The following is a 19254-nucleotide window of genomic DNA, read 5'->3' as shown; positions in this document are numbered from 1 at the left end:
TCGATGGTTTGGATCACTCCACTCGGCAACTAACCCGGGCCTTGTCAGATACACAGTTCAGCTGACCGTCCCAGATATCTTGAATACATGACGTTTCAGCGCATCATTGCGCCGTTCAAGAGTTCACTTCCGCAGGTTGAGATAGTCCCCCGCCAAAAGATACTGGTGAACGGATATCCCAATCCGATTTTCAAACGAAAGCGGCAAGGCTTTCAGGTCGCCGCGATAGGAATGTCCGTCGCAAGTGTGTCATTCCTTGTTTGCATCGTCGCATTGTGGGTAGAGACGCACTTTAATCTCGCGATTCATTGGCCACATCTACTTGCATTGGGCACGTCAGGCCTAGCAGCTCTGATATCTTTTGTGTCCATTCTGGCGGTCAGCATACGTCCGGAGACGTCCGGCGGAATCGCATCTAAAGACGAGGACGTATCGTGACGGTCGGACAGGTCGCCGGCGCGGTCGGGATCTGGCTGCTGATGTGCGTCTTCACCGTTTGGATATTGGCCGCTTACCACCGTTATGCGGGCGCTGAACTTCGTCTCAACGGGCTGTACCGAGCGGCCGTTACTGATGCAATCACCAAGTCGTCAGGATGGGATCAAGGTTGCGCGGAGTTCAAACCGGACGCTTTCCTGTTGCTGACAGAATCCGAACGAAGCGACCTGCGAAAGGTGCGCGTTCCATTGACGCGCTGGCTAGGCACCGCGAAGCTCTCTGAACTTGACTCTCAGTCCGCAGCGGACTTCGAGGCCTTGGCGCGAGAGCGTATGGAAAAATTTGAAGACCGCTTCACACTGATGATGCTGCTGCCCGGCCAGATATTTTCAGTAGTGACGGTACCATTGATAATTAGATTGGCCACGTCAGCAGAGCCCGAGTTATTAGTGACTATGGGACTGTCAATCACCGGCATAGCCATTATGGCTGTAGTTGTGTTTGGATTGCAGTGTCGACGGGTAGCGAACGTGGTCAGAGAGCAGGTCAAGTTATTCGCTGACCGGAAAGAAGAAGCTCAGCTGGCAGAACGGGCCGTTGAACAATCCGAAGCCGACACGCCACCGCCGAAGCGAGCTACCAATCTCCGCCGATGGACTCACAGCCGAAAATGGGTCCACCGCATCGTGATCCGAGGGATTGACGCGACCGAACGTTAAGGGATACGCGCTGTTGGTGGTGTCGCTGAATCGAACTCCTCAGGGACGCTTCCCTACCGCTCACCTCGCTACTCGTATCCGCACTCGCCAGTGAGCTACTACCGGGCCTCCAGCCTCGCCTGCGCCATGCGTTTTCGACGGCCCGGAAGGGATGCAGGTGCGATCCCGGACCGTCGAGAACGCGCGCATCGTGGTCACCACGGACACGGCCACGCTCGCTGCCGTGAACAACGGCGCCCGGACAGTGGCGGATGCGATCGCAGAAGGGGCACATTCTTCGGTGTCGACAAAACCCTGCTGGTTCCGGAATTCGGCGCTGAGTTCACCGACATCACCTCCAGCGACCTCACAACCATCGAGCAGATGACCGGGCTGGAGAATCTCGGGCCAGCCCAGCGCGTCGCCATATTCCGGATGAATGTCACTCCGAAACTCCGGATCTATCTGCGCCAGGATGGCATCTGGACGGCCCCTGCGCACATCAAGGCGCCAAAGCTGTTGCGCAGTATCGGTGTTCCCGCGCCGTTCTCGATCGACACCGACGTTCCGTTGCCGGACAGTGTGCTGCTGGAGTACCTCGTCACAGGCAAGGCATCCACCGCGCTGGGCCGCAACTTCTTGCGCAGGGTGCGGGATCGCTTCTTAGACAACCACAGCTGGTTCGACTCCCAAACGACGGTCACCGAACGTTCCGGGGAGATCGCAGATGCCTTTGCAGACACCCGCCGCGTCGTACGTGGCAGCAGTTCCGCACTCTGATCTAGCAACAGCGCAAGACTGCTCTGCGACGGGCGGGGGGCGCGTGAGTGGTACGAGTACGCAGCACAATCCGGCACTTAAAACCACTTACATGCCGATGCAGGCGATCATCTGCGACCAGATGGGCGAGTCCACCCTCTATAGTCACTGGCTGCAAAATGCCGCCGACCCTCGCGATCCTGCCGCTTGGTGGGCGCAGGGCAGATCGCCGAAGTGAAAGACTGCGACGCCGGCAGGGCCTCTGGCGACAATCGGACCGTGTGAGACAGCTTGACGTCCGTACCTAATTGCGGCAAGTGTGCGGCGGTGCGGATTTGAGGGCACCGCCGCGCCCCTAACCCTTACCCTTTTCGGCGGCGCGCGCCTGGAGCTTGCGGAACTCGTCTTCGTCAATCGCACGGTCGTAGCCGTGCTGCCGCTGCTCGAACTCGCTGTTCATCTGGACGTAGCGCTTGCGCAGGACGGCGCCCGCCGCCTCAAGATCGTCACCTTCGGTGAGGATCTTGTCGTCGGCGGCGTCTTCAGCTTCCCGCTTGTTCTTCGCTGCGAGGATGTCATTGACGTTCTGGAATTCCCTGCCTGGTGTCCTCTGCACTCTCGGTGTCTTGTGCTGTGCTTGTACACAACGCAGGAGAACGGCCACGGCGATGGCTAAGTTCCTCGCGACGGCATCCACTCCGTGGTAGCGGTCATCCTTAATAATTGCGGTGTGGACGTACGTACTGCCTTTTGCAGCTCGGCGAACAGCGATTGATCAAGGTCGGCCACTTTGAGGAGCAAGTCGGCGGCCAGCGCAAATTTCCGGAGCTCATCGTCGTCGAGGTAGGACACCTCAACGAGGCTCGGACCCTCTCCTAACGGACACGGTGGCGCCATCGAGCCGTACGCAAATCCGCGACCTTGCACCGCATCAAAGACCTCTCTCGGCTGCCAGTTGGTCTCATCGACTGCGCGAACTGACGTCCGGATAAGTGAACAGGCAGAATTGCCTTTTGCGAAGTCCACCGGAGCGGGCGGGCGCACGAGATCCCGTTGCCCTTCCGCCGCATCAACCCTCGCACCACTCACCGTCGAGGATCGGCTCACACCGCCAGTGTTCCCGCACAGTTCTGAGTCGCAGCGCTTTCGACCGGCTCTAAGGTGGGCGCATGCCCCTCCAGCTCCACCAAGTTGTCGACGGCATGCTGCTGACTATCAGCAGGCCGAACTCAGGTAAGCAGAACGCAGTGCGTTCTGCCTCGCCGATGAATGAGGCGTCAGTACGGCGCGAAGGTTGCCAACGTGACGGCATTTGAAATCGCGACCGTAGTTGTCGGCGCGGTGGCCGCACTGGGCGTCGGCGCAATCGCAGCCGCGGTAATCACAGCTGTCGCCACTAATCGCCGCGAACGAGGCGCGTGGCTACGCGAGCTGCAGATCAATGCCAACCGCGACTTCTACGCCGCCGCGCAGGATATCGTCACCTACGTCGTGACCGGAAGTGCAGACGAACCGCTCATCGACCCCAACGCGCCGCCGAGCGGCGCGCCCGATGCGATAGCGATACGCGCAACCAATCTGACTCAGAGACACCTCGAAATGATGCCGGTCAGTGAGCAGAGAACGGTCGACTTGGCGACAACTGTCGTACAAGCGCTGCCCTGTCTTGCCTACCAAGGGGTACCGCTTCCGGGGGCGGCCACGATCGCCGCGCTAAGCCAGCGGCGACTCGCCATAGGAGCAATGACCCTGCTCATGGTGGACTTGACAGGCGTCATGCGCCAAGATGTCGGATTATCGGGCTGGCGCGAACGCCGCCAGTTCACCAAGCAGAAAAAGAGTTCCCAGCCCGTCTACGCGGCCATGATTTTGAGTATCGTTGATCGACCTCATCCGCCTGAGGACCTAGGGAAACTGCTGTGGGAGTGGCAGGTTCAGGACTTGTCTGCCAGCACTGTGCCCGACACCATCGCAGGCTACTACGTCGAGGCGAAGCGCATTCCGTTGAAGCATCCCAAAGGATTTGAACCGCAAGCCTGCGCCCAAAAGCCACGAGACGGTAGTTGGCGGTTCGCCATTGTGCGAGGGCTGCCGACCGCAGTCGAGTCTGAAATCATCAAGGACATGGTCAGGTTGGTGACCGGGCACCACAACGCATTCAGACCCAAACACACCGGTCAGTGGCTTTCGCTGCCTGACGGTGGCCGCGGATATGTGTGGCCGAGCGTAGGCGGATAGCCCAAATGTGCGAATCCCGCCGGCGACGCGTGCCCAGAGGCCACAAGTGGTCCACGTTCGGTCACCGCAATGGGCAGGATCCAATGGTGCCCAGATCTGGACGCACCAGCACAAGCTGGTCAGATGGAACAGCACAGCCCGGATGCCGCCGCCACCGCTGAACTGGGCTGTGTGGGTCCCCAATCGCATTCGCATGCCACGCGGCTTTCGTTCCCTGTTCAACAACTGACGCGCCCTGTGGCGGCAGTTCGCATAGAAACAGGTCTGGGGCGACTACCTGTCACGCACCACAACCCGGCGGACACAGACCGGACAGAATCTGTGGCGTGAGCTGCTCACGCGGATTCGTGCCGATCACGCCAGCCGACCTCTGCGAGCCATCAGAGCACCGTTTGCCGCGTTCCTGCTGCGCACCATCTACTCCGAAGACAACGAAGGGGACCCCAGCGAACTCACCAATCTCACGCCGCCAACGCAATGTCTATGAGGCCAGCCTCCCAGGCGGCACGCCCGGCGGGCAACCGGGAGTGCAGCACCGTCGACATGTTTCATTGCCACCACGAGTTGTTTGTTGCTTGCGAACTGGGACTTGCCTGAAAGAGCTTCATAATTCACGCTCCGCAGACATGCTGGCCGCGGTGTCTATCATTAGGCGAGCCGGGTCTCTACAACTTCGGATACTGTTGGGGCGCTGGCTAAGTCTGCGAGTTTGGCTCGACCGGTCCGTGCGATCAGGGACTCACTCTGTCAGCTCACAACTTCAGGCGGCTGTGTTGTGTACGGACGACGGCACGAACCGCCACAACGATCGGGATGGCTAGCTGAGAATTCACCTCGACTTCACCGACGAAACCCCAAGAATATTGACTTGACCGCTCATGGGCAAAATCTGATGGAATCACCTTTGCCCGAAGATAACTCAGACCGAAGTCAGGAGCGCAATGAGCGCACCCAGCGACCTTGAAGCTGAAAGTCCAGCAGCGCTAACGACGATCAGCGACGCCTACATTCGCGAATCCTGTCTGGGTGTCGCGGGCTTGATCAACGATCTTGTCCAATGGGGTGCATATGAACCTCACGGCGATCCCGCTGCTATCGATTCAACCTACGCATCGTTGATTTTCCCGGCGCCGCTGTCATATTCGCACCAACTAATCAGGTATTACCTTGAAGGGGTGCGCGACGGGCTCATCGCGTTGTCGCGAGTGTTCACGCAGGACATCACCGTCCATGTTCCAACAGCTGTTCTTAGTCGTCAGGTAATTGAATACAGCGCGAGCGCTCACTATCTTTCCGATCCGGACGACACTCCTGAGATGCGGCTCGCCAAGATGCTGAGCATCTATAAGCCGTCGTTGGTCAAGCGCACGCTCAAGGCACCACAGGTGCACGGCCTCTACAGCGCGGCGAACAGATTGTTGAACGACTGGCAAAGCACTACGTCGCTGCCTTCGGCGACTCCCCCGTTCGGCAGTATCACCGACGCTGTTGCGGTGTTGCTCAGCAGTTTCGCCGAAAGGAAAGTGTCGGAAGGGTCGTATCGGCGGTTATGCGGGTTCGCCCACGCGTCGCCGCGAGACATCACCGAACTGTATGAACTCACTTGGCGGGAATCGGCACAGATGAACGCTGTGCGCTACGCCGAAGCTGTCGGCGACATCGCTGTGGGCTTACGCAGCGTATGCGCCGCCACACTCAGGGTGTATCGCCTGCGTGTGCCACCGTCAGAGTTGGACCACAAACTCCTCGGCATCAGAATCCAACACTTTGGCCTCGTCATCGACGAGATCACCGCACGACTCGGCGCATTCTGGAAAACCGTGCCACAACTGATGGAACAGGCATACGCGTCACGGGGAATGGAGTCGCCGCGACTGGAGGACCTGTTCGATGATATGTCCGACGATGGCGAGGACGAGACCGATTGAGGACCGCTCCGGAGCAAGTTGGCAGCGGCGCCATGTGGAACCAAGGAAGACGAAACCTATGAATTTGGACCGACTCTCACATGAGGCTTTTCCGACCCAGATGGCCTGTGACAGGGCAATGTCAGTGAAGGAAGGGATGGTGTTGGCGACAAGAAGCCGCCGCATCTCGTCACCCGGAGCGAAAAGCCCTGTCTAGGAAAATATTTGATGAGAGCTGCATCGACCGTATCGGGGGCGAGAAATGACCTACAGTGAGCTGGCGAAGAGGTTGCAGGCACTACTTGCAGGGGATCCGGCCGCATTGCGGCACGTCGAGGCCATGACTGATGTCGTGGACTTTCCGACGACACCGCTGCTGCAAACACATCTGCTACCACCCGAATTGGACTCGTTGGCGGTGCTAGTCGTCGACCTCAACGACCCCGACCAGCACCGCGCACTGGCGACCCTCGGCGCGTTCGAGAACTTGGGTATCCCGCGACGCCGGGACCTCATCGATGGAACGGCCCTCGCCCTCGCCCCGCCAGGCTGGAGCTATTTCCTGTGGCCGTGGCAGGTCGCTATTCTCGCTGGCAAGCATCCGCGAACACACGCCGCACGCAAACTGTTGTTCACCGAGCTCTTATGCCCCCGCCCCTGGTATGACCAACTCGCCCACGGCCAGACCGGGGCAATGGGCCTGTTCATCGGCAACTTCTTCAACCAAGACGTGTCCGCACAAGCGATTGTCGACCACATGAGGGCAGGTGAACTGCTCGCCTGTGTCGTCCCAGGGCTCACCTCGGAAGGCAAACTCCGCTGAACCACGCCGCTAGTCAGCACCGGAATAGGGACACGCAATGATGGACTATGACCGGGCGTTCTTCGCCCGGAATCTACGACCGGAATTCCTCGCCACCGCGGCGGGACAACAGACCCTCGAATGGGTCGATTACCGCGACCACATCTGGGCCGCTGCGCTCACGGGCGAGCGCATTGAGCGCCGAAACTTTGATCCCTCACTGCTGATCGCCCTCGACACCGAGCTCAACTACACCAGCAAGCAAGCCGGCGACGCGCTTGGCAAGGTCAACCCTCGCACCGTGGGAGCATTTGGCATCTTCGACGACCTCGTGAGCGCCGCTAGCTGGGGCGAGGATTTGCGGGCGGGCGGACTGGGCCAGCCGATTTGGGCGGCAGGCGCAGCCGGGGCTGGGACCGCAGCACCCGGCGGGTACTTGGCGCGATACTTGCGTTGCTACGCCCAATGGCGGGCAACATCATTGCTGTCCGACCTGATGGAAGTGCCCGACGAATCCGGCTCCCTTACCGTCATGATTGAGGCGCTCTCCGCTCGCCTCCTCCCATCGCGCGCCAGTTTCTGGTGGGCATCGCGCGAACTGGCACAACTGATCGCCCGACACACACCCAATGGCGTTCTGCCACAACAAGCGGTCAACGAGTTGGCCGACTACGTCGACACCACCGCCCAACAAGCCCACTGGTGGGACGGCAATTGCGGCGCCGTGCCCCTCTCACCGGCCGCGCGTGCCGTTGCCCAACTGTGCTCGTATCCGTGTGGATCGCAAGCCGAAAAGCCGTTCGACGACATCATGGTCAAACGCGATATCGAGGTGCACCCGTTCATCGACGTCGACGGGGTGATCATCCCGGCCGCGCTACAGCACATCTTCGAGTCCTACCACGTGGCGATCTTTGATGCCCTGCGCCGAACACACGGGAACAATGTCGACACCTCCGAGCTGTTCGAGCTCGTCTGCCGAGACACGCTAGCCCGGCTTTTCACGACATCGACCAGGCTCTTTCCCGACCGGATGCACGTCTACAACCGCGCCGGAAAACAAGTTGGGGAAACCGATTTCGCGATCGCCCATGGCCCGGTCCTGCTGCTCGGGGAAGTGAAGTCGAAAGCGGCACCCGGGCAGGTCCTCATGAATGGCAAGCGGTTCAACGACCAAATCACCGAGACGATCGAACAACTCGATACAGTCATCGACAACCTCGCCAACCACGAGGGGACCCTGGTGTCCAACGGCCACACCGTCGACACCACCGGAATCAGCACATACCTCGGGTTCGCTGTCGTGCTCCACGACTACGGCGGCGGCATATGGAACTCAGCCGTGCTGCACCAGGCACGCAAGGGCCGGCCCGGATTCGCGATCCTGCGCGCAACCGACCTGATGTTGCTGGCTCACACGCTGCGCGACATGAGCGAGTTCATCGAATACCTGAAATTCCGGCAAGAATTCATCGACCACACCGGGATGTCGACCGACGAAATCGACATCCTCGCAACTTTTCTGGAGGACTCCCGCCGGTTTCGGCACCGACTCAGCAACACCGCCGACATCACTGGCCTGACAACCCTGCTACGGCCGCGGGATGTGGACAAGACACTGCTGAACTCCCCCACGCCACCAGCAAGTTCGGGGCAGTGGCGGGCAACGGTAGCCAACCTCCCCAAAGTGGGCGGTTGACTTCTCCAAAGGCGCTTCGGTCACTCGTCGACGATCCCGTCACTATCGCCGAGCGACCATGCTCGCCGGGAAACATTTCAGGTTCGTTGCCTTAGCCCGCAGCGCCCTCGCCTGTGGATTCGTCTGAAGGCTGCATCGCCGAATGTCGATCGGCCAACTGACCCAGCCCGGCATGAAAGGGTAAGTCCACAAGGCGTTCAAGCGGTAGCGCGACTTGCTCACCTCCAACCTGACGTAGGCAGCGCAGGCTTACCAGCAGTAGGCCTCGGTGTTCGGCGGTGAACAGATGCGCGAACGCTGGCGCCTTCCATGCCGATCCGCCCAGGATTGCTTCAAAACAGGCCAATTCGGCGGTCTGGAGAAGTTCACGGGCCACCACTGGGTTCGCGCGAAGGCGGGCCACGAAATCCATGTAATCATCGATGTACGGTGGCGGCTGGGCTATCGCGTCGCGTAGAGACGGGACATCGATGCGTATCGCGTCAGCACCAGCAGCCGTGTAGGCGCGGTGTGTTTTTTCTTGATAGTAACGGACAAGCGAGTCAGCCCGCTCCAGCAGTGGCAACAGGAAAACGTCGTTTTCATCACCGGTCGTCAGCGCCCGTATTCGACGCGCCCGCAATTCGGTTTGCCCAAGCGAATCGATTTGGCCGGCATCTCTGGTAGCTGCCAGGATCAGCGCGAGCAGCGCGTGACCGGCCAGCACCTGAGAAGCGGGTTCGGGTAGAACGCCTTGCAGTTCGGATGCCCGTCCGAGTTGTGCCACTGCTGACAGCAATGCCGGAGCGTCGGACAGGACTCCATGGCCCCGCAAGAATCGCGTTAAATCCAGTGGGACGTCCGGAAGTCCTTTGAGCTGAACATCTGTGCGCGTCTCAGCGATAGTGCAGTGCTCTCCGTCGACGTGAGCGAAGCGCTCGGGTATCCACGCGTGGCCTTGTTCACGGTGGGTCAGCGCTTCTACGTCGATCGCAGTGATTCCCAATTGACGCGCGAGGTTTCGGCCGCGAACGCTTATTGTTTGGCGCATGATCGCGACGCGATCGAGACGCAGGAGTTGCCGAAATCCCGCGAGCCAGACCAACGTATAGGGCTCGCCTTTTTGGCCCGCGCCTCCTTTCGACTCATAACTTGATGTCTCGACACGCAGCCTATTGTCGACATCGATCGACAGGACATCGATATCGGTGAGCACACTGCGCGCAGAGTCGTCAGTGTCGGCGGGCAACGGAACACGCAGTCGCACGAACGCGCCCTCAGCGAACTCCAATCGAGCTATCCGTCGTTCGAGGTCCCCGCCGGCGGTGTCGCTCGGCCGGGTGCCCGGTGGCGTCTTCTCCGAGCGCCGGTATGTCCTGCTGGTCGTGCCCTGTCGACGCCCTGAGCGATGGGGTTGGCCGGTTTCGTCCGACGATGTCACTTTTGGCTCCTCAGTGTCCGCGCCACAGGTACTTCCCGGAGTGCCGAAAGCAGCCGTTGTTGTTCGACCTCGTCGACGTCAGTCGTCAGTCCCAGACGCGCGCGTTCACGTTCAACATGCACGTACGAGCGCTGAGCCCGAAGGGCTGCGGCATCATGGCCGCCACTTGTGGCCGCGTCACGGATGCTGAGCATCGATAGTGCCGACTCAGCGACGTCGGAACGCAAAAGCTCCAATCGATATCGCTGTGCGCTCGAACCCTGGATAACCTTGACGATGCCAGCCTTTTCCAGCATGGGATAGTCGGTGCCGATCGAGGTGACGTCGCCTGCTACACCGTTCTCGATCAGGCGTCGCAAGAACAGGGCCGGGTTCTGCAACCGGTACTCCGCGAAAGTCGCTGCATAGATCATCGAACCGACTAGTTGCCTGACTTGCCCGGACGCGTCGCCGGCAGTTCCACCGAACGGGTCGCGTCCCAGATGGGGAGTAAAGAGGAATCCCTGTTCGATGCCCTCTGATGTCTGAATGAAGGACCGCTGGACCAACCCCTGTGCGATCGCGAAATTGATCCACTTTGGCTCGGTGGATGTCACATGCGCCTCGGGCAAACCTGGGTTCTCCGCAAGCTCTTCGAGTAACCCCCGCAGTTCGACGGTCGAACGAGCATCCGCGGCGGCCAATGCGGCCTGCGCGATCTGGTCACCCTGGGCCCAGACATTTGGGTTATAGACAACGTCTCGCCCGTCCTCAGTGCGGACGCGGCGCACCAGCCCCACCGCGATCAGGGTGCGAACCGCATCCTCAGCGGTTTCGTCGCTGGCACCTGGGGCGGTTTTTGCTGCAGCCAGTGCATCTTCGATGACGAGCGGTTGCAGAGTGGTCGCGCGCAGCAAGGACAAGGCCGCGTAGTCATGCGGCTGTGCATCACAAGCGGTCAACACGTTGTCTGACTCGGCGATCAAAATGCCCGGGGCCGGCATTGTCTCAGTCACCACGAGCGGGCGCCCTTGGGCGTCGCGATCGACGATCAGTCAGCCGAGCTGCTCCATTGTCGCCACGACGCTTGTCAGGTCTCGCTGCCCCAGACCGATGTCACGGCCCATCGCCCTCACCCGACCGGGCGTGTTTGTGGTGCTGCCCTGAAGCCTGAACGCGAGATCGTATATCCAACCGGCGAACTCGATGGTGTCTAGGTCTGCGCGTTCAGAGGTCTTGGCGTAGGCCGAAAGGTGCCTTGACAGACCCAATACCAGTTCTGCGTCTGACAGAATCATTTGGCAACAGCTCCTCTGAGCGAACACCTGTTAGAGATGGCCCGCGCGTGACCGTTGAGAACTTTAGCCTCTGAGATGCACTGACCGGTACGCAATCTCGACAACCATTTGCGTGGCGACCGCAGCCACAACGTCGTCCTCGGCAGGCCTCGATGGGCGTTGCGAATACTGCGGCACCTTGCGCACAGGGCCGGCTGATCGATCAGGTGGGACCACCCGCTTATCTGCCGATCCCTCTGATAGCCAGGTGGGCTATGAGCGCCTGCGCATGGCGCGGTAGTTCAGCTGTGCCGTGACTGAAGTTCTTTCGCTCCGGACAATCGAGGTCGCCCCCGGGGAGCAAAGGGCGTCTCCGGCATCGGTGGGATGCACGTTCGGATCACCAGTCGCGTTGGAGTCAGAGTTTCTGTAGTACGTGGTCGTGCTGAAGAGCGACCTGGACGAGCGAGTCCAGGTCACGCTCGGTCTCGTACTGGTCTTCGATGCTCGATGGCACCGGTGTGGGCATTGGGCGGGGCCAGCCCCGAGCATGGATCTAGCGCCACGCGGCCCCGGAGCTCTGAGCGTCACCCATTATCGAGATAACGATGCGTCCGCACAGTCGACGGATTTACCAAAAGGGACCGACCATGAGAACCCGACATGGCAGCGGCTACATCTTCGTGCAGCCAACTAGGGAGGCACTGCCGGGGTGCTTGCACTATGGACACGACGCGCTATGGAGCGGCTCCCCGAATGAGTGACGACCACCTTTTCGGCCCGGACCTCGACCTCGACACCCCGCGAAGGTCAAGCCGAAGCGTTCCGGCGAGCTCGACAAGCCATCGACGCCATCGGCCGCGTCGACGGCGTATCCGACAACGGGCTTGTGCGCGCGTGGGTCACCGCCTCCGGCGAGCTCGTCGACATCGACCTGGCCGACGACACCCAATACATGGACTGTGATCAACTGAGCCGACTCATCGTCGCAGCCACCCAGCAGGCCTCGTTCAACGCAGCAACACAGATGGCCGAAGTGCTTGAGCCGCTGGAACGACACCGACAACGGCTACTCGAGGACCTCGAAGGCACCGATGCCTTCACCGCGACGACCCTACGCAACGTCACAGCTGAGGCACTGCCGCATTTCACCCGGCCGCCATCGAGCGATCCTGGCTTCAGCCAAGACCTTTTTCGGCGTCCTTGGCGAGCAGACGACTCCTAACACCAGGCCCACGTTGGATGAGTGCGCCGTCGGCACTGGTTCGTCGCCACGTATCCACGGCAGCCAAGTCCAGTTGGACAGCCAACCCACCGATCCGGTTGCCTACCAAAACCCCACACGACGTCGCGAGACCACTACAGAGAAAAGTACTGTTTCCAACGAACCGGCCGGGCCCGTCAACGCCCGTGGGCAGCGGTCCTCCACAGCGCGAAAGCCATTGCGACGACACGGGTCACCGACTACATCATGCGGGTTGGGCGAGTCAGCGCTCGCACCACAATCAACCGTGAACGGGAGTGGCTATTCACGCACTGGCACTGGGTGGTGGGCGCCGACACCCTGAGCTGGGCGATAAGCACGCGCAGCATGTTTTCGCGTGCGCCGCCCTTGTAGCCTGCGAGCCAATTCTGCAGATCGGCAACGACATTCTGCGGCACGTGAGCCTTATGGCTTGCAAGGCATGACAGTACTCTTCGAATGGCAGTGTCCAGCTCCCCTGCACCGATATGTGCGCACAACCACGCGCGTGTGTCGGGGCTAACGTATTGCGTCGCTAACTCCAGCAAATCCCATGCAAGCGAAACCTCCTGCGCCCGGTTCACATCAGTGTCCGCTTCAAGTTAGTCACCGCGGGGTGCCCGCCGGCTGACGCACCACCTGTCGACGGTGACCGGCCGACGGGCGCCGGTCCACTGACCCCGCCAACACCTCGCCTCCCGCGGCAGTTCGTTTGATCCGTGGCGTCCCGCATTCCATGCGTGCTCTCCCAGGTCGTCGCGTTCGCGCGGCAACGAGGCTGGTCGTCGCTGCCATCGAGGGACTCAGTCATTTTCAATTCCTGATCATCGAAGCGACAATGTGCTCACCTGACGAAAGGCGAACATCAAAGGTGTACGGCGCGACCGGACTGACCACTCCCAGACATCTGATGTAGTGCTTGGCGTCGCGGCCGGTGGCCCACTCTGAACGATGACTGCTGTCGCTTCGCTCCACTGCCCACATCTGAGCCTCCTTGAATCCGAAGGTGACGCACCCCCTCGGCGAGGGTTGACGTGCTCAGATTTAGGGTGCGCGAAAGGCGGCATCGGTGCGCCTATCACCAGGGGGAATTGCTTCCCCCAACGGGGTTGCGGTGGCCGGCGCGCATACCGAATGCACCGGTAAATGCGCTCCGCAGCACCACTCAGGTTCATCCACCCGTCAACTCGAAAACGACTGGGCGGGCACCCCCAGACGCACTCGGACGGCACGGGGCTCTCAGCTCATACCGGTTTGCCGAAAGCGCCGCGCCAACAGTGGTCGGCGACTCCGTGCCAACCACTGTGGTCAGCACGGTCCGCGGACCGTCGAATGAGCTATTCGCTTAGTGAGGCTGGGGGCAGGAAGCGGTCACCGTAGCGGGCGGCCAGTTCCTTGGCACGGGCCACGAAGGCCGCCTTGCCGACGCCGAGCTCGCCCTGGTAGCCGACGATGAACTGGGCCGAGCCACCGGTGTACGGCGGGAAGCCGATGCCCATGATCGAGCCGATGTTCGCATCAGCGGTCGAGGTGAGCACGCCCTCGTCGATGCACTTCTGGGTCTCCAGCGCTTCGGCGAACAGCATGCGGTCGATCATGTCCTGCAGCGGGATCGAGGTGCTTCCGGAGTTGAACGTCTCCTTCAGTCCGGGCCACAGCTGCGTCCGCTTGCCGTCGACGTACTCGTAGAAGCCGGCACCCTTCAGACGCGACGGGCGACCGATCTCGATCATCTTCTCCACCACGGCTTCACCGGGGTGCGCGACGTACGTATCGCCGTTGTCTTCGGTGGCTTTGCGGGTCTCAACCGAAACCTTCTGCAGCAGTTCCAGGTTGAGCTCGTCGAGCAGTTGCAGCGGAGGTGCGGGATATCCGGCCTGCGAACCCGCCTGCTCGATCGACGCGGGCGCCACGCCCTCGGCGAGAATTGCCATGGCTTCCCGTACGAAAGTCATGATGACACGCGAGGTGAAGAAGCCGCGGCTGTCGTTGACCACGATCGGGGTCTTGCGGATGGCCAGGGTGTAGTCGAACACCCGGGCCAGGGCCTCGTCGGAGGTCTTCTCGCCCTTGATGATCTCCACCAGCGGCATCTTGTCGACGGGTGAGAAGAAGTGGATGCCGATGAAGTCCTCCTGGCGCTTCACGCCGGTCGCCAGACCGGTGATCGGCAGCGTGGAGGTGTTCGAGCCGAGCAGCGCGTTGGGCTCGACGATGTCCTCGATCTCCTGGAACACCTTGTGCTTGAGTTCCTGGTTCTCGAACACGGCCTCGATCACGAAGTCGACGCCCTTGAGATCCTGCGGATCGGCGGTCGGGGTGATCCTGGAAAGCAACTCAGCAGCACGCTCTTCTGAGCTGGCGCCCCGGCCGATCGCCTTCGCTTCCAGCTTCCTCGAATAGTCCTTGCCGCCTTCTGCAGCCTCCATCGTGACGTCCTTGAGCACGACGTCGTAGCCGGCCTTGGCCGACACGTAGGCGATACCGGCGCCCATCATGCCCGCGCCCAGCACACCGATCTTCTTGATCTCCTGCTTGGCGATGCCCTCGGGGCGCGACGCGCCACCGTTGATGGCCTGCAGGTCCAGGAAGAACGCCTGAATCATGTTCTTGGCGGTCTGGCCGGCAGCCACCTCCGAGAAGTAGCGGCTCTCGATACGGCTGGCGGTGTCGAAGTCGACCTGCGCACCCTCGACAGCAGCAGCAAGGATCGCCCGAAGGGCGGGCACCGGAGCACCCTTGAGCTGGCTACGCAGGTTCGACCCCAGCGACGGCAAGATCGCTGCTAACCCCTCACTGCCAGGAACCTTGTAGCCCTTGACGTCCCACGGCTGGGTGTGGGCCTCGGGGTTGGCCTTGATCCACGCCTTTGCGGCCGGAACCAGCTCGTCGACCGAACCGACCAACTCGTCGACCAGACCGGTCTCCTTCGCCTTGGCCGGGTTGAAGCGCGTGCCCTGGCTCAGGACCTCCATGAAGGCCTTCTGGATACCGAACATGCGCACGGTGCGGGCCACGCCGCCACCACCGGGCAGCAGGCCCAGGGTGACCTCGGGCAGACCGATCTGGCTGCCCTTGACGTCGGCGGCGATGCGGTGGTTGGTGGCCAGCGCGATCTCCAGGCCGCCGCCGAGCGCGGCACCGTTGATGGCGGCCACGACGGGCTTGGGCAGGGTCTCCAGCTTGCGCAGATCAGCCTTGACACGTTCCACAGTGTCAAACGCCTCCGCCGCTTCGCCTGGCCCCAGATTCAACATCCATTTCAAGTCGCCACCGGCGAAGAAGGTCTTCTTCGCGCTAGTGATGACCACACCGGTGATCGAATCCTGCTCAGCAACAAGGCGTTGTACCGCGCGGTGAATCGATTCCTGGAAATCGGCGTTCATCACGTTGGCCGAACCGGTCGGGTCGTCCAGCGTCAGGGTGACGATGCCGTCGGCATCTTTGTCCCACTGAATGGTGTTCTCAGCCAATGTTTTTCGCTCTCCCTAGACGCGCTCGATGATGGTGGCCACGCCCATGCCGCCGCCGATACACAGCGTGATCAGGGCACGTCGAGCGCCACGACGCTCGAGCTCGTCGACCATGGTTCCGGTGATCATGGCGCCGGTGGCGCCCAGCGGGTGACCCATCGCGATGGCGCCACCGTTGACGTTGAGCTTCTCGTCCGGGATGTTGAGGTCCTTCTGGAACTTCAGGACGACGGAGGCAAAGGCCTCGTTGAGCTCGAACAGGTCGATGTCATCGACCGTCAGGCCGGCACGATCCAGCACTTTTCGGGTCGCTGGCTGCGGTCCAGTCAGCATGATCGTCGCGTCGGCGCCGCTGGTAGCCGTCGCCACCACGCGCGCCCGCGGCGTCAAGCCTTGAGAGACGCCCGCCTTCTCCGAGCCGATTAACACCAGCGCGGCGCCGTCAACTATGCCCGAGCTGTTTCCACCGGTGTGAACGTGGTTGATCTTCTCGACGTAGTGGTAGCGCTGCAGCGCCACGTCGTCGAAGCCGCCCATCGCGCCGAGGCCCTCGAACGCGGACTTGAGCTTGCCGAGGTCAGCCGCGGTGGTGCCGGGGCGCATGTGCTCGTCGTGGTCCAGGACGACGAGGCCGTTCTGGTCCTTGACCGGGACGACCGACTTGGCGAAGTAGCCGCCGGACCAGGCCGCCGCCGCGCGCTCCTGCGAGCGTGCAGCGTAGGCGTCGACGTCGTCGCGGGAGAAGCCCTCGATGGTGGCGATCAGGTCGGCGCCGATGCCCTGCGGGGCAATGCGGTGGTCGTAGGTAAAAGCGACGTCGTTGAACATGGCGCCACCGTCGGAAAGCATCGTGATGCGGCTCATCGACTCAACACCACCGGCCAGCACCAGGTCGTCCCAGCCCGAACGCACCTTCTGCGCAGCCATGTTGACCGCCTCAAGACCCGACCCACAAAACCGGTTCAGCTGGACCCCGCCGGTCGTGTCCGGCATGCCTGCCGCAATAGCGACAGTGCGGGCGATGTCGCCGCCTTGCTCGCGGATCGGTGTCACCACACCGAGCAGGACATCGCTGATCAGCGTCTCGTCCAGGCCCGGGAACCGGGCGCGCAGCTCCTCGATGAGCCCGACCACCAACGCAACCGGGCGAATCTCGGTAAGAGACCCACCACGCTGTTTCCCGCGCGGAGTGCGAATCGCCTCGTAGATGAACGCTTCTTCAGACATATCAGCTCCCTGCCATGTGGCGTTGGTACTTGCAGATCGTGAAAGACATTCCGGTTAGCGGCCTCTTACTTGCTGGCGCGGATCGCCTCGAACACGCTGGGGTCGACCAGGGTCGAGGTGTCACCGAGCTCGCGGCCCTCGGCCACGTCGCGCAGCAACCGGCGCATGATCTTGCCGCTGCGGGTCTTGGGCAGCTCGGGCACCACGTGGATCTCGCGCGGCTTGGCGATCGGGGAGATCTCGGTGGCCACCTGGGCCCGCAGTTCCTCGATCATGGTGTCGGCCCCGCCGTGCGCGGACGCCGTGAGGATCACGAACGCGCAGATGGCCTGGCCGGTGGTGTCGTCGCTGGCGCCGACCACGGCGGCCTCGGCCACCCCGGAGTGCCCGACGAGGGCCGACTCCACCTCGGCGGTCGAGATGCGGTGGCCCGAGATGTTCATGACATCGTCGATGCGGCCCAGCACCCAGATGTTGCCGTCCGAGTCGTAGCGGGCGCCGTCGCCGGCGAAGTACCAGCCCTGCTCGGCGAAGCGCGACCAGTAGGTGTCGGTGAACCGCTGCGGGTCGCCCCAGATGCCGCGCAGCATCGCCGGCCACGGCTGGTCCAGCACCAGGTAGCCGGTGACATGTTCGGCTTCGTCGGCGCCGGGAACCAGCTCGTTGCCGGCGTCGTCGACGATCTTGGCCGAGATGCCGGGCAGCGGGGTCATCGCCGAGCCGGGCTTGGCCGCGGTGACACCAGGCAGCGGGGAGATCATGATCGCCCCGGTCTCGGTCTGCCACCAGGTGTCCACGATCGGGGTCTTGTTGGCGCCGATGACTTCCCGGTACCAGCGCCAGGCCTCGGGGTTGATCGGCTCGCCCACCGAACCCAGCAGCCGCAGGCTCGACAGATTGTGCTCGGCCGGGATCTGCCGTCCCAGCTTCATGAACGTGCGGATCAGCGTGGGCGCGGTGTAATAGATTGTGACGCCGTACTTTTCGATGATCTCGAAGTGGCGGTGCTCGGTCGGCGAGGTGGGAGTGCCCTCGTACACCACCTGGGTGGCGCCGTTGGCCAGCGGCCCGTAGGTGATGTAGGTGTGCCCGGTCACCCAGCCGATGTCGGCGGTGCACCAGTACACGTCGGTCTCGGGTTTGAGGTCGAAGACGTTGTAGTGCGTGTACGCCGCCTGGGTGAGGTAGCCACCCGAGGTGTGCACGATGCCCTTGGGCTTGCCGGTGGTGCCCGAGGTGTACAGCAGGAACAGCGGCTGCTCGGAGTCGAACGCTTCCGGGGTGTGGTCGGTCGACGCCTCGTCGACGGTCTCGTGCCACCACAGGTCGCGGCCGTCGGTCCAGTTCACGTCGATCCCGGTGCGCCGCACCACCAGGACGTGCTCGACCGACGGCTGATCCGCGACAGCTTCGTCGACCGCGTCCTTGAGGGAGGCGGCCTTGCCGCGGCGGTACTGGCCGTCGGTGGTGATGACGAGCTTGGCCTCGGCGTCCTCGACGCGCGCCTTGAGCGCACTGGCCGAGAACCCCGCGAAGACAACACTGTGCATGGCGCCGAGCCGGGCGCACGCCAGCATCGCCACGATCGCCTCGGGCACCATCGGCATGTAGATGGCGACGCGGTCGCCGGCGGTCAGTCCGAGTGCGGTCAGCGCGTTGGCGGCCTTGCTGACCTCGTCCTTGAGCTGGGCGTAAGTGATGTCGCGGGCGTCGCCGACGGGCTCACCCTCCCAGTGGATCGCGACCCGGTCGCCGTTGCCTGCCTCGACGTGACGGTCCACGCAGTTGTAGGCCACGTTGAGCTTGCCGCCCACGAACCACTTCGCGAACGGAGCCTCCGACCAGTCGAGCACCTCGTTGAACGGGGTCTGCCAGCTCAGCCGGTTGGCCTGGGCGGCCCAGAACGCCAGCCGGTCGGCCTCGGCCTCGGCGTACAACTCGCCCGTCGCGTTGGCGTTGGCCGCGAAATCGGCAGGCGGTGCAAAACTCGACTGCTCCTCAGACACGTTGCCCGAGCGGATCGAGGGTGAATCCATTGCGTGTCACCTCTACTTCATCGTGGCGGCCGGCGTCATGCGTCATCGAGCCCGGCGG

At 62.2% G+C, this 19254-nt stretch carries 14 protein-coding genes; 7 read left to right on the top strand and 7 right to left on the bottom strand.

The annotated features are described in order from the left end of the window. The first annotated feature begins 434 nt into the window (after positions 1-434). Complete coding sequence (locus tag AC4LGL_RS06825; protein WP_077743356.1) at positions 435-1157, top strand: hypothetical protein; 723 nt, start codon at positions 435-437, stop codon at positions 1155-1157. 90 nt (positions 1158-1247) lie between these two features. Continuing rightward, positions 1248-1916 carry a hypothetical protein gene (locus AC4LGL_RS06820; RefSeq protein WP_077743355.1) on the top strand — a complete coding sequence of 223 codons (669 nt, stop codon included), beginning with the start codon at positions 1248-1250 and terminating at the stop codon, positions 1914-1916. Between the two features lie 334 nt (positions 1917-2250). On the opposite strand, the gene AC4LGL_RS06815 is transcribed toward AC4LGL_RS06820, so the two are convergent. Both AC4LGL_RS06815 and AC4LGL_RS06810 read right to left on the bottom strand, forming a co-directional pair. After that, positions 2251-2511, bottom strand: coding sequence for a hypothetical protein (locus tag AC4LGL_RS06815; protein ID WP_077743354.1), 261 nt, complete (start codon positions 2509-2511; stop codon positions 2251-2253). A gap of 56 nt (positions 2512-2567) precedes the next feature. Beyond that, the gene (locus AC4LGL_RS06810; RefSeq protein ID WP_133118292.1) at positions 2568-2747 is read right to left on the bottom strand and encodes a hypothetical protein; all 180 of its coding nucleotides are present in this window, start codon (positions 2745-2747) and stop codon (positions 2568-2570) included. 450 nt (positions 2748-3197) lie between these two features. Between AC4LGL_RS06810 and AC4LGL_RS06805 the strand changes: the two genes are divergently transcribed. The 4 genes from AC4LGL_RS06805 (at position 3198) to AC4LGL_RS06790 (ending at position 8541) form a co-directional block, all read left to right on the top strand. Beyond that, complete coding sequence (locus tag AC4LGL_RS06805; RefSeq protein WP_133118291.1) at positions 3198-4133, top strand: hypothetical protein; 936 nt, start codon at positions 3198-3200, stop codon at positions 4131-4133. 941 nt (positions 4134-5074) lie between these two features. Further along, positions 5075-6061 (top strand): hypothetical protein, encoded by a 987-nt coding sequence (locus AC4LGL_RS06800; RefSeq protein ID WP_133118290.1) that lies wholly within the window; start codon positions 5075-5077, stop codon positions 6059-6061. Positions 6062-6302: 241 nt separating this feature from the next. Next, positions 6303-6863 carry a hypothetical protein gene (locus AC4LGL_RS06795; RefSeq protein WP_077743351.1) on the top strand — a complete coding sequence of 187 codons (561 nt, stop codon included), beginning with the start codon at positions 6303-6305 and terminating at the stop codon, positions 6861-6863. Between the two features lie 37 nt (positions 6864-6900). Next, positions 6901-8541: a hypothetical protein gene (locus AC4LGL_RS06790; protein WP_077743350.1), complete on the top strand. Its 1641-nt coding sequence runs from the start codon at positions 6901-6903 to the stop codon at positions 8539-8541. Positions 8542-8632: 91 nt separating this feature from the next. Here AC4LGL_RS06790 and AC4LGL_RS06785 read toward each other — a convergent pair whose 3' ends face one another. Both AC4LGL_RS06785 and AC4LGL_RS06780 read right to left on the bottom strand, forming a co-directional pair. Next, positions 8633-9811 carry a hypothetical protein gene (locus AC4LGL_RS06785; protein ID WP_133118289.1) on the bottom strand — a complete coding sequence of 393 codons (1179 nt, stop codon included), beginning with the start codon at positions 9809-9811 and terminating at the stop codon, positions 8633-8635. A 146-nt stretch (positions 9812-9957) separates the two neighbouring features. Further along, complete coding sequence (locus AC4LGL_RS06780) at positions 9958-10944, bottom strand: hypothetical protein (protein ID WP_491838060.1); 987 nt, start codon at positions 10942-10944, stop codon at positions 9958-9960. A 1033-nt stretch (positions 10945-11977) separates the two neighbouring features. Here AC4LGL_RS06780 and AC4LGL_RS06775 point away from each other — a divergent pair. Next, positions 11978-12442 carry a YbaB/EbfC family nucleoid-associated protein gene (locus AC4LGL_RS06775; protein WP_077743346.1) on the top strand — a complete coding sequence of 155 codons (465 nt, stop codon included), beginning with the start codon at positions 11978-11980 and terminating at the stop codon, positions 12440-12442. A 1355-nt stretch (positions 12443-13797) separates the two neighbouring features. On the opposite strand, the gene AC4LGL_RS06770 is transcribed toward AC4LGL_RS06775, so the two are convergent. The 3 genes from AC4LGL_RS06770 to acs all read right to left on the bottom strand — a co-directional run bounded on the left by AC4LGL_RS06770 (position 13798) and on the right by acs (position 19196). Next, positions 13798-15933, bottom strand: a complete 2136-nt coding sequence (locus AC4LGL_RS06770) for a 3-hydroxyacyl-CoA dehydrogenase NAD-binding domain-containing protein (RefSeq protein WP_097925775.1) — start codon at positions 15931-15933, stop codon at positions 13798-13800. Between the two features lie 15 nt (positions 15934-15948). Then, a complete protein-coding gene (locus tag AC4LGL_RS06765; RefSeq protein WP_077743345.1) occupies positions 15949-17160 on the bottom strand; it encodes an acetyl-CoA C-acetyltransferase in 1212 nt (403 codons plus the stop codon). 65 nt (positions 17161-17225) lie between these two features. After that, positions 17226-19196: an acetate--CoA ligase gene (gene acs / locus AC4LGL_RS06760; RefSeq protein WP_077743344.1), complete on the bottom strand. Its 1971-nt coding sequence runs from the start codon at positions 19194-19196 to the stop codon at positions 17226-17228. Positions 19197-19254: the final 58 nt, after the last annotated feature.

This window comes from Mycolicibacterium arcueilense (genome assembly GCF_058536225.1).
The sequence above is the reverse complement of the archived record's forward strand: the minus strand, read 5'-3'. Positions and strand labels throughout refer to the sequence as shown.